At 40.8% G+C, this 13,360-nt stretch carries 12 protein-coding genes; 6 read left to right on the top strand and 6 right to left on the bottom strand.

Features of this window, described 5'->3' with window-relative positions; translation table 11 throughout:
* Window positions 1–81 precede the first annotated feature (81 nt).
* From pspC to pspA, 3 genes are read right to left on the bottom strand one after another with little or no spacing between them, the layout of a single operon-like run.
* Window positions 82–516, bottom strand: coding sequence for an envelope stress response membrane protein PspC (pspC, locus tag ACSLUK_RS07490; protein WP_448547921.1), 435 nt, complete (start codon window positions 514–516; stop codon window positions 82–84).
* On the bottom strand, window positions 513–725 hold the full coding sequence (pspB, locus tag ACSLUK_RS07495; protein ID WP_448547922.1) for an envelope stress response membrane protein PspB: 213 nt from the start codon (window positions 723–725) through the stop codon (window positions 513–515). The genes pspC and pspB overlap by 4 nt, the downstream gene beginning before the upstream one ends.
* Before the next feature lie 53 nt (window positions 726–778).
* Window positions 779–1,450 (bottom strand): phage shock protein PspA, encoded by a 672-nt coding sequence (gene pspA, locus ACSLUK_RS07500; RefSeq protein ID WP_448547923.1) that lies wholly within the window; start codon window positions 1,448–1,450, stop codon window positions 779–781.
* Between the two features lie 185 nt (window positions 1,451–1,635).
* On the opposite strand from pspA, the gene pspF reads away from it, so the two are divergent.
* From pspF to ACSLUK_RS07530, 6 genes are read left to right on the top strand one after another with little or no spacing between them, the layout of a single operon-like run.
* Entirely contained in the window at window positions 1,636–2,736 is a 1,101-nt protein-coding gene (gene pspF, locus ACSLUK_RS07505) for a phage shock protein operon transcriptional activator (RefSeq protein ID WP_448547924.1), read from the top strand.
* Between the two features lie 13 nt (window positions 2,737–2,749).
* The gene (locus tag ACSLUK_RS07510; protein WP_448547925.1) at window positions 2,750–4,372 is read left to right on the top strand and encodes an ABC transporter substrate-binding protein; all 1,623 of its coding nucleotides are present in this window, start codon (window positions 2,750–2,752) and stop codon (window positions 4,370–4,372) included.
* A complete protein-coding gene (locus tag ACSLUK_RS07515; protein ID WP_448547926.1) occupies window positions 4,373–5,404 on the top strand; it encodes an ABC transporter permease in 1,032 nt (343 codons plus the stop codon).
* Window positions 5,391–6,284 (top strand): ABC transporter permease subunit, encoded by an 894-nt coding sequence (locus ACSLUK_RS07520; RefSeq protein ID WP_448547927.1) that lies wholly within the window; start codon window positions 5,391–5,393, stop codon window positions 6,282–6,284. Before ACSLUK_RS07515 ends, ACSLUK_RS07520 begins: the two co-directional genes overlap by 14 nt.
* Entirely contained in the window at window positions 6,284–7,273 is a 990-nt protein-coding gene (locus tag ACSLUK_RS07525) for a peptide ABC transporter ATP-binding protein (protein ID WP_448547928.1), read from the top strand. Before ACSLUK_RS07520 ends, ACSLUK_RS07525 begins: the two co-directional genes overlap by 1 nt.
* Window positions 7,274–8,056: a peptide ABC transporter ATP-binding protein gene (locus ACSLUK_RS07530; protein WP_448547929.1), complete on the top strand. Its 783-nt coding sequence runs from the start codon at window positions 7,274–7,276 to the stop codon at window positions 8,054–8,056.
* Window positions 8,057–8,194: 138 nt separating this feature from the next.
* Here ACSLUK_RS07530 and ACSLUK_RS07535 read toward each other — a convergent pair whose 3' ends face one another.
* From ACSLUK_RS07535 to lon, 3 genes are all read right to left on the bottom strand, one after another.
* Window positions 8,195–10,099, bottom strand: coding sequence for a SurA N-terminal domain-containing protein (locus tag ACSLUK_RS07535; protein ID WP_448547930.1), 1,905 nt, complete (start codon window positions 10,097–10,099; stop codon window positions 8,195–8,197).
* 193 nt (window positions 10,100–10,292) lie between these two features.
* On the bottom strand, window positions 10,293–10,565 hold the full coding sequence (gene hupB / locus ACSLUK_RS07540; protein WP_085299093.1) for a nucleoid-associated protein HU-beta: 273 nt from the start codon (window positions 10,563–10,565) through the stop codon (window positions 10,293–10,295).
* Window positions 10,566–10,855: 290 nt separating this feature from the next.
* Window positions 10,856–13,213, bottom strand: coding sequence for an endopeptidase La (gene lon / locus ACSLUK_RS07545; RefSeq protein WP_448547931.1), 2,358 nt, complete (start codon window positions 13,211–13,213; stop codon window positions 10,856–10,858).
* Window positions 13,214–13,360 lie beyond the last annotated feature (147 nt).

Below are 13,360 nucleotides of genomic sequence, written 5' to 3' on the forward strand. Positions count from 1 at the left end.
GTAGTGACAGATCAAATTTAGATAAATTACACATGTTATTTTTGTCATGATGAAAACAAAAAAGCGACCGAAGTCGCTCTTTTATAGTTTGTTGATTTCTCTCGATACCGTAAATTCCGGTGAAGTTACATAACGCTCAATTTTCCGCAACTCATGCTCTAGTGTCGTAAATTTGCGCCTGATATCTTTAAATGCTTGTTTAGGTGGCTCGCCAGCTTGCCATATTCGAGACTTTACTTTTATCGACTCTGTCGCAATATCGTCTATCGAAGCATCTTCGTCCTTTTGGAACGATTTAGGGCTTGGCTTTGCTTGCGAAGGAGATTTATCTAATATAAACCAGGCGGCGATATATATTACGATAAACCAACCCATTCCCAACAAAACACCTGAAACAACCAATATCCTGACTAACCATGTTTCCCATCCGAAGTAATCTGCTACCCCTGCACACACCCCGGCTATTTTACCATTTCTGGTATTTCGAAATAATTCGCCGTTGCGTTTAAAGGTCATACTTTACTCCTCCAATCAGGGGTTTCCGCATCCAGAATAGCTTCAAGTGTCTTAATTCGGTCTGCCATTTTGTCTGCCATTTCAGAAAGTTCTGACAATTGTGCGTATTCTTCTTCACTAAGACCTTGGCTGATCTGCTTCTTGCTTCGGTAATGTAGTATCACCCATAAAGGTGCAACTAGTATCATAAAAATGATAACCGGTGCCATGATAATCTCTTCCACTATACTTCCCCCTATTAGCGCTGATTAGTTAAGCTAAATTACTTAGACCCTTTGCCTTTTTTCATTTTAGCTTTCAATTGAGCTAATTCATCGTCAATCTTTTCATCAGACTCAAGCTCTGAAATTTCGTCAGCCAACGATTTACTTCCCATGTCGTATGACTCTACTTGCGCTTCAATATCATCTATTTTACGTTCATAGCTGTCAAAACGGCTAAGTGCATCGTTTACTTTATCGCTGTCGATATTTTGCTTAACTTTTAACCGTGAACTAGCCGTTTTTTCACGCATAATAATCGCTTTTTGGCGAGCTTTAGCGTCTGCAAGCTTCTCTTGTAATTGTGAAATTTCATCCTGAAGCTTGCTAATGTGTTCTTCTACATGCGTTAATTCATCAGTTAATGAAGCGGCATTTTCTGCACACTTTTTCTTTTCAACTAATGCCGCTCTCGCTAAATCTTCACGACCTTTGCTTAGCGCTAACTCAGCTTTTTCTTGCCATTGTTCCGCTTCTTTTTCAAAGCGTGCAACGCGGCGAGAAAGCTCTTTTTTGTCTGCAAGCGTTTTTGCCGAAGTTGAACGTACTTCTACTAAAGTATCTTCCATTTCCTGAATAATCAGGCGAACCATTTTTGCAGGATCTTCAGCCTTATCTAACAAGCTGTTGATGTTTGAATTAATGATATCGGTAAATCTCGAAAAAATACCCATAGTTACTTCCTCATTTTGAAAATTCGTGAACTTGTAAAATGGTATTCATGGATCAAGCCAAGTTTGCAAATTAATTTAACACACTGTTTTATAAATAAAAATATTTTTGTCAAAAACCACTTTTATCATTCCTCTTAATGAAATAAACTATTTATTAGCGAAAAACACTAATAATTAGGAATCAAATGTCTCGCTTTGCCCAACAAGATAATTTAATCGGTCAATCGAATAGTTTTTTAGAGGTACTTGAGCAAATTTCGCAGATTGCTCCTTTAAGTAAACCAGTGCTTATTATCGGTGAACGGGGAACAGGTAAAGAGCTTGTCGCCGCGCGCCTTCATTATTTGTCGAAGCGTTGGGATCAAAACTACCTTAAGTTAAACTGTGCCGCATTGAATGAAAACTTACTTGAAAGTGAATTGTTTGGCTACGAAAGCGGCGCATTTACCGGTGCAAATAAACGCCATGAAGGCCGATTTGAACGCGCCGATAATGGCACGTTATTTCTGGATGAAGTTGCTAATACTTCAGGGTTAATCCAAGAAAAGCTGCTTCGCGTCGTCGAATACGGTGAATTTGAACGCGTTGGTGGCTCTCGCACAATCAAAACCAACGCTAGGCTTATTGCGGCGACCAATGAAGACTTACCTTCAATGGCAGATATTGGTGAGTTTCGCGCAGACTTACTTGACCGCTTGGCGTTTGATGTTATTACTTTACCGCCATTAAGAGAGCGCGTTGAAGACATCCTCGTATTAGCAGAACACTTTGCCATTAATATGGCTAGGGAACTCGAATTTGAGCTCTTCAGTGGTTTCACTGAAAAAGCAAAGCGTTCGATGTTAGATTACCATTGGCCGGGCAACATTCGAGAATTGAAAAACGTGGTTGAACGAAGTGTATATCGTTGCAACAATCCCCATTTGCCGGTACACGAGTTGGTTATTGACCCATTCGAATCCCCTTACAGGCCTTCTCAACGCACTAAAACCCAAGATCGCGTCGTTCAAGTGCAAAGTCAGATACCTGCCGAAGTTGCGGCACCAACCGCAACCTCAGATTTAAGTCAAACAATACAACAAGAAAAAACAACTGAAAAGCACGCCTTTCCATTGTCCTTAAAAGAGTTATCACAGGAATTTGAAGTAGATTTGATCAAATCTGCGTTAGAGAACTGCCAATATAATCAAAAGAAAACTGCTGACGCATTGCAATTAACATATCACCAGCTGCGAGGATATTTGAAAAAATACAACTTATTAGATGGCAATACTGCTGAAGAATAGGCAAAATAAGCGAATGGGCACTTTCAACTGTAATCGTCTTCTTTCACTTTTAGTCACGCCGTTTGTTGTGTTGTTAAGTGCGTGTACGAATGATGAAATATCCTCTATAAGCAGTAACAGTGTGATTTATTGTAGTGAAGGCACACCTGAAAGTTTCAATCCGCAGACAGTTACCTCAGGCATGACGATTGACGCGACAGCCAACCAGCTTTATAACCGTCTCATCACATTTCAAGGACCAGATAATACCATTGGACCTTCGTTAGCTAAATCATGGCATGTAACGCGAGATGGTAAAAAAATCACTTTCTACCTACGAAATGATGTTCATTTTCATCAAACGGAATACTTTACGCCTACTCGGCCACTAAATGCCGATGATGTGATTTTTAGCTTCAACCGTATTCTTTATGAAGAGCACCCCTACCACAAGGTATCTGGCGCACAGTACCCTTTTTTCCAAAGTGTTGAATTTAGCAATCTGATTGAAAGCATTGAACGTATTAACGAGTACACAGTCAGATTCTCTCTAAAGCGTGCAGACAGCAGCATATTAGCCAACCTCGCTACCGATTTCGCTGTTATTTTATCTGAAGAATACGCACAACAGCTTATCGAACACGATATGTCTGACAATATTGATAGTTTTCCCATAGGTACCGGGCCTTTCAAATTAAAGGAATATCGTTCGGGTTCGCATATTCGCTATGTGCCACATGAAAAATACTGGATGGGGCCATCGACTTTACAACAACTCATTTTTGACATTACGCCTATCGATACAGGTCGACTCACTAAGTTGCTTACTGGCGAGTGTGATGTCATCGCCTACCCAATTGAACATGAAAAAATCATTCAACATCCTGATCTTAAGTTGGATGAAGTGACTTCATTTAACGTTGGTTATCTTGGCTTTAATACATTAAGAGCGCCATTTGATAACAAACTTGTTCGTCGTGCAGTTGCACACGCTATCAATAAACAGGCGATACTTGACGTGATATACGCAGGTACAGCCGAAGAAGCAACGACCATCATACCAAATACGTCATGGGCATTTGATCCTAGTATTAGAACACCTGAATTTTCGCCAGATAAAGCCAAGGCGTTGCTCGCTGAAGCGGGTTATACCGAGGGTTTTGAAATAGAACTATGGGCGATGCCTGTTCAACGTAGTTACAACCCCAATGCAGAAGCAATGGCGAAATTGATTCAAGCAGATTTACAGCGCGTGGGCATTCGCGTCACGATAGAGAACTCGCTTGAATGGAGTTTATTTTTACGCAGACTGACTTTAGGGGAACATCAAGCGGTGCTATTAGGATGGTCGGCAGATCACCCAGATCCCGATAACTTTCTTAGTCCGCTACTTAGCTGTGCTTCTTCTATGACAGGTAATAACAGAACATTTTGGTGTAATAGTGAATTTGACAAAATTATTCAGCAGTCATTAGAAACAACGAATGTTTTGCAACGAAAAGCCTATTACGCTCAAGCCTTGCAAATAGTAGCAGAAGAGCTGCCGTTACTCCCTATTGCACACGCGAAGCGGTTTCAGGCACGGGCAAATAACATTGAAGGCCAACTGTTGAATGCCTTTGGCGGTATCGACTTTTATAAAGTGAGTAAACACTAAATGTTTTTGTTTACCATCAGACGACTCAATTTGTTTTTGTTTACTATGTTAGTGCTAACAGTTTTGTCATTTAGCATGAGCTTTCTGTTTCCTGGCAACCAACTCATTAATCTATCGGGTCATGCATACGCTTCAAGCGATCAGCTTGCACAACTGTCTCAAGTTTACGCAACGGAACAATCCATTTTTGCGCAGTATTGGGCGTATATTAAATTGTTGTTTTCCGGTGAGATGGGCATTTCAATGTCGAGCCAACTTCCTATTATTGATGAAATCATGTCGTACCTACCCGCTACGATAGAATTGAGTCTAGTTGCATTATTCATCGCCATGATACTTGGCATTCCAATTGGATTCATAGCAGCGATCAACCATAGAAAGCCCTTTGACAATATCACCCTATCTATTTCAATGATCGGTTATTCAATTCCTGTGTTTTGGTTGGGCCTATTAGCTATCTTAATATTTTCAATTCAGCTCGCCTGGTTACCATCTTCAGGACGATTAAGTTTGCTATACGAAATCGAGCACCAAACGGGCTTTTTATTGATCGATATTCTAATGAGCGATAACCAATATAAATGGCAAGCACTCTCAGATGCTTTTGCACATATTATCTTACCGGCATCGGTCATTGCACTGGCTCCAGCGACCATATTTATGCGTCTAGCGCGTAGTGCGATGATGGAAGTATTAGAAACTCACTACATAAAAGCGGCTAAAGCGAAAGGGTTAACGTTTGGTCAAATCATTTACCATCATGCTATTCGCAACGCTATGGTAAAAGTAATAAGAGATGTTGGATTACAATTTGCGAACATTGTCACGATTACCATGATTACTGAAATGATATTTAATTGGCCCGGTATTGGTAGGTGGCTAATTGAGAGTGTCTACTTAAGAGACTACACCGCCATTAAAGGCGGACTGTTAGCGCTTTCAAGTTTTATCTTTATCGTGCACATCGTCATAGATTTTATTTACGCAGCACTAAACCCGATAGCGCGAGATTCTAAGCATGGCACGCGATAAGATTTATCAAGAGGAAGAGTTTCCTTCCCCGATTGAACAATTATGGTTAAATTTCAAATCGACACCGGTCGTGATGATTGGCTTTAGTTGTTTTTTATTTTTGGTCGTTCTCGCAATATTTGCGCCTTTAATTACACCATACTCTTCCATTGAAAATCATCTTGATCACTTGCTACTCCCTCCAGCGTGGAATGACGATGGCAATGTGAGCTTTCTTTTAGGCACAGACGATCTAGGTCGAGACATGCTGTCACGCTTAATGCACGGTACTTCTTTGACCTTTGGATTGAGTTTTATTGTTGTCGTGTTGTCACTTGGTGTAGGCGTTGTTATAGGGTCATTAGCTGCACTAACGTCTGGGTTTAAGTCTAGTTTTTTAAATCACTTTTTAGATGTTGTATTGTCTATTCCCTCGTTACTTTTAGCTATCGTAATAGTAGCAATACTTGGCCCGGGCTTGAACAATACATTGTGGGCAATCGTCATTGTATTAATTCCGCAATTTGTACACACCACTCGCAATGCAGTTAAAGAGGAGTTCGCCAAAGATTATGTGCTTGCTTCAAGACTCGACGGCGCGAGTAATATTCGGATTGTCTACTATTCGATATTTCCTAACATCATTGAAAAACTCATCAGTCAGGCGACATTAGCGCAATCAGCGGCCATACTTGATATAGCGACATTAGGCTTTCTTGGGCTCGGAGCACCAATTCCTATGCCGGAATGGGGAGCAATGCTAGCAAATGGTATTGGTTATTTCTACATTGCCCCTTGGACTGTTTACCTGCCAGGGCTAGCCATCTTATTTGCCGTTGTTGCCACCAACTTGGTCGGTGAAGGCATGCGACACGCCTTAAAGGTTCGTAAGGAAAGCTAATGAATATTCTTGATGTTCGCAACCTATCCATTGAATTACAAACCACAACAGGCACCATATTAGCTGTCGATAAAGTAAGTTTAACAATGAAAGAAGGCGAAGTTCGTGGCTTGGTTGGAGAATCTGGTTCCGGAAAGTCATTGTTGGCTCAGGCGATCATGGGCGTGCTTGATGACAAATGGCATGTGGATGCCGATCGGTTTCACTGGCGTGGCAATGATTTAATGCGCCTTTCGCCAGAAGAGCGCAAACAAGTAATATCAAAAGATGCTGCCATGATATTTCAAGAGCCTATGGCTTGTTTGGACCCTACAGCGACGATTGGTGAGCAACTCGAAGAAGCAGTATCTGACACAGAGCTATCTGGCTTTTTCTGGCAACGTAGACAGCAGCGAGCGCAAGCGGCAATAAATTTATTACATAAAGTCGGTATAAAACACCACCAAGCATGTTTAAAAAGCTACCCTCATCAGCTCACAGAGGCATTATGCCAACGTGTAATGATAGCGATGGCTTTAGCTAGAAAGCCTATATTACTTATTGCAGACGAACCAACAGCAGCAATGGAGACAACCAACCAAGGGCAAATATTCCGTTTGCTTGCCAGTTTGAACCAGCTCAAAAACATGTCTGTACTATTGATCAGCCACGATTTAGAAAACGTGACACATTGGACTCATACCATTACTGTAATGTATAGCGGCCAATTTGTTGAAGCAGGCACAACCACCCAAATATTCAATGAGCCATTTCACCCCTATACTAGAGCGCTAGTAGACAGTAGCCCGAAGGCCAATCTGGATATTCCCGTAAAATCGCGTTTAATGGCGTTGCCGGGTAGTATTCCTATTCTGCAACATTTACCCATAGGTTGCCGTTTAGGTCCTCGGTGTCCGCGTGCGCAAAAAGCCTGTGTTATTGCACCCAAAATTAAGAACTACCATGGCCATCAAGTGAGTTGCCATTATTCACTAAAAGGAACCTACTAGATGACAGCCCTATTGCAAGTTGACGACTTAAGCAAAGAGTACTCACTGTCTAGGCTGTGGTTTTCAAAGTCGACTTTTCAAGCGCTTGCGCCAGTATCATTTGAAATAGACGCGTACAAAACGCTAGCGATTGTTGGCGAAATTGGCTCAGGCAAGTCAACGCTAGCCAAATTATTAGTAGGCGCTGAAACACCGACAACAGGTCAGATCAAGTTAAATGGCCAAACGCTACAGCCGGGAAATTTCCGTCAGCGTTGTCAGTATGTACGGATGATATTTCAGGATTCTGGCACGACACTCAATCCAAGTTTAACAATTCATCAGTTGCTTGATGAGGCACTCTACCTGAACACAGAGTTAGACGAAGCAGCAAGAACTGAGTTAATACGTACGACACTTCAAAAAGTGGGTCTACTACCTGAGCATATGAACTTTTACCCTCACATGTTTTCAGGTGGTCAAAAGCAGCGTATTTCGCTTGCAAGGGCCATTATCTTGTCACCGCAAGTCATTATATTAGACGAGGCACTTGCGTCGCTAGATCCTTCATTACGATCTCAAATGATAAACTTACTTTTAGATCTTCAACAACAAATGGGATTAGCTTTTATTCTGATTTCTCACAACCTAGGCATTGTGCGTCACTTTAGTGATCAAATGATGGTCTTATGTAAAGGGAACATTGTAGAAAAAGGTAAGACGGCAGACGTACTTAAATCGCCAAAGCATAAGTACACCAAAAAGCTCATTATGAGCCAACAACTGCATTTATTGCACCGTTAAGCTCACGAACGATTAAACAAATAGTTAATAGACGCTAACAGTTAATTCAATTCAAAGTGCTAATTGTTAAGGTATTAAGACACCTCAAAACTAAAAAAGGCCCTTGCGGGCCTTTTCAACATCAACGCTTAACTCTCGTTATAGCTGACTATCTTGTACTACGAGTGATTTTTGCTTAACTTCTGCGTTTTCTCTAAGAGAATCAACAAAATTATTATAAGCTGATTGCGCTAATTGCTGTGTTTGTTGCTGGGCGAACGTTGGAGGAACTTCAACACTATCATCGATAGATACATTCTCAACCACAACAATCGCTAAGTCACCATTGCCCATAGTCACAGTACCCGCAGATACACTTCCTTCGGCTGGGTGTGGTAACTTAAACGCTTCTCTAGCTATTGCTGCATCAACATCTGAACCATAACGCGCGATATCGGCTTTCTGTTCAAATGTTGCTCCAAGCGCTGCTAATTGAGCAGTAACATCGCTATTTGCTTTCACTCCAGCTAGCAACTCATCTGCAGCAAGTTGTGCCTTCTCAGCTGCCTTTTGAGCAACTAATAACTCTTTAATCTGATCAGACACTTCTGCTAGCGGCTTAACTTTAGCAGCTTGATATTCATTAAGTCGCATCACAACTACTAAGTCATCGTTAATTTCAACAACGTCAGAGTTAAGTTGCTCCTGTAAGACTAAATCTGAAAACGCTGTTTCAATTGCTTTAGCATTATCAAATGGCGCAGCATTACCAAAACGACTTAACCAATCAGTTGTTTTCACTTCTACATTTACTGCGCCTGCTGCATCTTCAAGCGAATCAGGGAACTCGAAGCTTAAACGCGCCATTTCTTGTTGTAATTCAAAAAACTTATCTTGTGCTTTGTTAGTGCTCAAGGCTGCATGAATATCTTCTTTTACATCAGCTAATGCTTTCAAGTTACCTTCTTGAAATTCAGTTAACTGAATTAAATGAAATCCAAAGTCAGTCTTAACCACTTCACTAACATCGCCAACATTATTTAACGCTAACGCTGCTTCATCAAAGGCAGGATCCATCACACCAGGCTCTAACCATTCTAAATCACCACCATTTTCGCCACTGAAGGTATCAGCAGAATGTTGCTTCGCCATTTCAGCAAAATCAGCACCGTTTTTAATTTGCTCAAGCAAAGATTGTGCTTGCGCTTGCGCTGCATCATCTTCACCTTCGATAAGAATATGTGAAATACGGCGTTGAGGTGCTTTTTGGTAGTTAACCATGTTTTCTTGGTAGTAAGTTTCAATTTCGTCGTCTGACACTGAAACCGTTGTAGCAATATCAGCAACGTTTAATGCGATATAATCTACTTTAACTTTTTCTTGCGTCTCAAAACGCGATTGGTTTGCTAGAAAATACTGGTTAATTTCGTCGTCAGTGACCGCAATATCAGTCTTGAACTGTTCGCTAGCAATTTGCGCAACTTTTAAATCTCTTTTTTGATTCTGTAACTTTGTCAGCTGTTCGTGCTGGTATGGTACGCTGAACTCAGTAGCTAATAGCGCTTGCGTTAATTGTCTTCTCGCCATTTCTACACGTAAATAATCACGGAAATCAGACGACTGATAAAAACCAGCTTGATTGATTAACGCTAAATAGCGATTATTATCGAATACGCCATTTACTTGAAACTCTGGCATAGTACGAATGGTTTCTTTAATGCGAGCATCAGAAATACGTATTGCCAAGTCTTTTGCAGCTTGGTCAACCAAAGTTTCGCTGATTAAATTGTCTAACACACCCTTTCTGAAATTTGCCATGTAGCTAGGATCTGCCGATAGCGTTTCAAACATTTCACCGAATTGTTGCGCCATGCGGTTACGCTGTGATTGATACGCTTTATCAAATTCACTTTGTGATATCTTAACGCCATTTACTTCAGCCACTGAAGTATCAACAGAGTTGGTATAGCTACCAATACCTGCCACAGCGAACGTTAATATGATAAAACCAAGAATGATTTTAGCGACCAATCCTTGAGAACTCTCTCGTATATTTTCTAACATCTTCTTCTCTTTACACGTAGGTGTATTTAAATTCTTGCGCGCGATTTTAACAGATGGACAGCTTAGCTTGAAGTCAAGATTGGCTAATTTTTCACAAATGCACTTATTTTTTCATTTAGCAAGAATTTAACAATCATAGATAACAAAAGACCACCTATGAAGGTGGTCTTTTTACTACTAAGAAATTACTTAATTAGTTACAAGCATCTTTTAAAGCTTTACCAGCTTTGAAAGATGGGATTTTAGCCGCTGCAATTTCAATAGTTGCACCCGTTTGTGGGTTACGACCAGTGCGAGCTGCACGATCACGTACTGAGAAAGTACCAAATCCAACTAGAGCAACTTGCTCGCCGCCTTTCAATTCTTCAGTCACAGCTTCAATAAATGAATCTAACGCACGTCCAGCCGCTGCTTTAGAAATGTCAGCACCCGCAGCAATTTTCTCGATTAATTGAGATTTATTCACAGTATATTCCCCTTCATTTGTTATTATTCAGCGCTATCTATTGTATTTAGCGTCCTGCAGAAGCTTTTATAGCAAGCTTCTTTTTGAACATCAAGCACTGAGTTAAAGAAACTTATATTTAGTAATTTAATCTTTATATTTTACTAAGCCCGTATATTTAAAGGGGTCTAGCAAATTCAGCAACAATAACTTACCACAGTTTCAGCGTTTGGAAAGCGATAATTGCATTTTTTTGCGATTTTTTTTGTGTTTTTTATGTTTTTACACAAAAAATCAACAAACTTGTGTATTTATGCGTCGATTTTCAATCGTTCCACTGAATGTTCTAATGCAATATCAAGCACTTCGTCTATCCATTTTACAGGGTGAATAGCCAAGTCTGCTTTAACATTTTCAGGAATTTCAGCCAAATCACGCTCATTATCTTTAGGAATCACGACGGTTTTAATACCACCACGATGAGCCGCAAGTAACTTTTCTTTCAACCCACCAATCGCAAGAACTTCACCTCTCAGTGTAATTTCACCGGTCATAGCAACATCTGCTTTGACTGGGTTGCCCGTTAAACTCGAAACTAAGGCTGTACACATTCCAATACCTGCGCTCGGACCATCTTTAGGCGTAGCACCTTCAGGCACATGCACATGGATATCACGTTTCTCATGAAAATCTTCATTGATTCGTAGCTTATCTGTGCGGCTTCTCACAACAGTCATTGCAGCTTGAATAGACTCTTGCATAACATCACCTAACGATCCCGTAAAGGTAAGCTTGCCTTTACCTGGTACAGATGCCGTTTCGATAGTGAGCAATTCACCACCCACCTGAGTCCATGCAAGTCCAGTGACTAAACCTATGCGATTTTGGTCATCTGCCTTGCCATAATCATGACGTTGTACACCAAGGAACTCTGATAGATTATCTTGGTTGATCGTGACTTTCTTAATAGATTTATCTAATAAAATTAATTTTACTGCTTTACGACATAGTTTCGAAATTTCTCGCTCCAAACCACGAACACCAGCTTCACGCGTGTAATAACGAATAATGCCAATAATCGCACTATCATCAACTTCAATTTCACTCGCCTTCAAACCGTTACGTTCGATTTGCTTAGTTAAAAGGTGACGCTTGGCAATGTTAAGCTTTTCATCTTCCGTATAGCCAGATAAACGAATAACTTCCATACGGTCAAGTAAAGGCCCAGGAATATCCATGCTATTGGATGTTGCAACAAACATGACATCTGACAGGTCATAATCAACTTCAAGATAGTGATCGTTGAAGCTGTTGTTTTGTTCTGGATCTAACACTTCCAACAAGGCTGAAGCAGGATCACCACGCATATCCGACGCCATCTTATCGATTTCATCCAATAAAAACAGCGGGTTTTTAACGCCTACTTTAGCGAGTTTCTGGATGAGTTTACCTGGCAACGAACCAATGTACGTGCGACGATGACCTCTGATTTCCGCTTCATCACGAACACCACCTAATGCCATTCGGACATATTTACGCCCTGTAGATTTAGCAATCGACTGCCCTAAAGAAGTCTTACCAACCCCTGGAGGTCCTACCAAACAAAGTATCGGCCCTTTCAGCTGCGATACACGTTGCTGAACCGCCAAGTATTCAATAATGCGCTCTTTAACTTTTTCCAGACCATAGTGGTCTTTCTCGAGTATTTCCTCGGCGAGTTTTAAGTTGCGTTTTAACTTAGTCTTTTTCTTCCATGGAACATTTGTCATCCAGTCAATGTAACTTCTTACAACTGTCGCTTCCGCTGACATTGGTGACATCATTTTGAGCTTTTGCAATTCAGCGAGTGTTTTTTCTTTCGCCTCTTTTGGCATTTGCGCTTCTTCTATCTTCTTGGTGATTTGCTCTGCTTCATCAGGCACATCGTCCATTTCACCAAGTTCTTTTTGAATCGCTTTCATTTGCTCATTCAAATAGTACTCGCGTTGGCTCTTTTCCATTTGCTTCTTTACACGAGTGCGAATTTTTTTCTCGACCTGAAGCAAATCAATTTCGCCTTCCATTAGCGCCATTAAATGCTCTAAACGTTCAGCGACATTTTGAATTTCCAACACCTTTTGTTTGTCAGCTAGCTTCAATGGCATGTGTGCTGCCATAGTGTCGGCAAGTTGTTCAGGATCATCGATACCCGATACAGACGTGAGAACTTCAGGCGGTATTTTTTTGTTAAGCTTTACATAGCCTTCAAACTGAGACACTGCAGAGCGTACCAACACTTCAATATCGTCATCTGTATCGTGCTCTAATTTAAGATAATTGATGTTGGCCGTAAAATAGCGCTCTGTTTCAACAAACTCTTCTATATGAGCGCGTTTAACACCTTCTACGAGCACTTTAACAGTACCATCAGGCAATTTAAGTAACTGTAGAATTGTTGCAACCGTTCCTGTTTGGTAAACATCTTCAGCTTGGGGATCGTCAATTGCAGCATCTTTCTGAGCTACGAGGAAAACCTGCTTATCGGTTTCCATTGCTATATCCAAACAACGGATAGACTTTTCTCGTCCTACAAATAATGGGATAACCATTTGCGGATAAACAACAACATCGCGTAACGCCAATACAGGAATTTCTTTGACATTGGTAGTAGCAAGCACTTCTTCTGACATTTGAGGCTCTCTTGGAAATATAAATTTTGAAGTGGTCTTTTGACCAAACGTAAAAAGTATATGGGGATAGTCAACACGCTTTCAATAAGCGATTGAAAAAAATCATGGTAGCAAGGACAATTTCATCGTTTTTGGACACAAAAAAGG

Source organism: Thalassotalea fusca, from assembly GCF_053485835.1.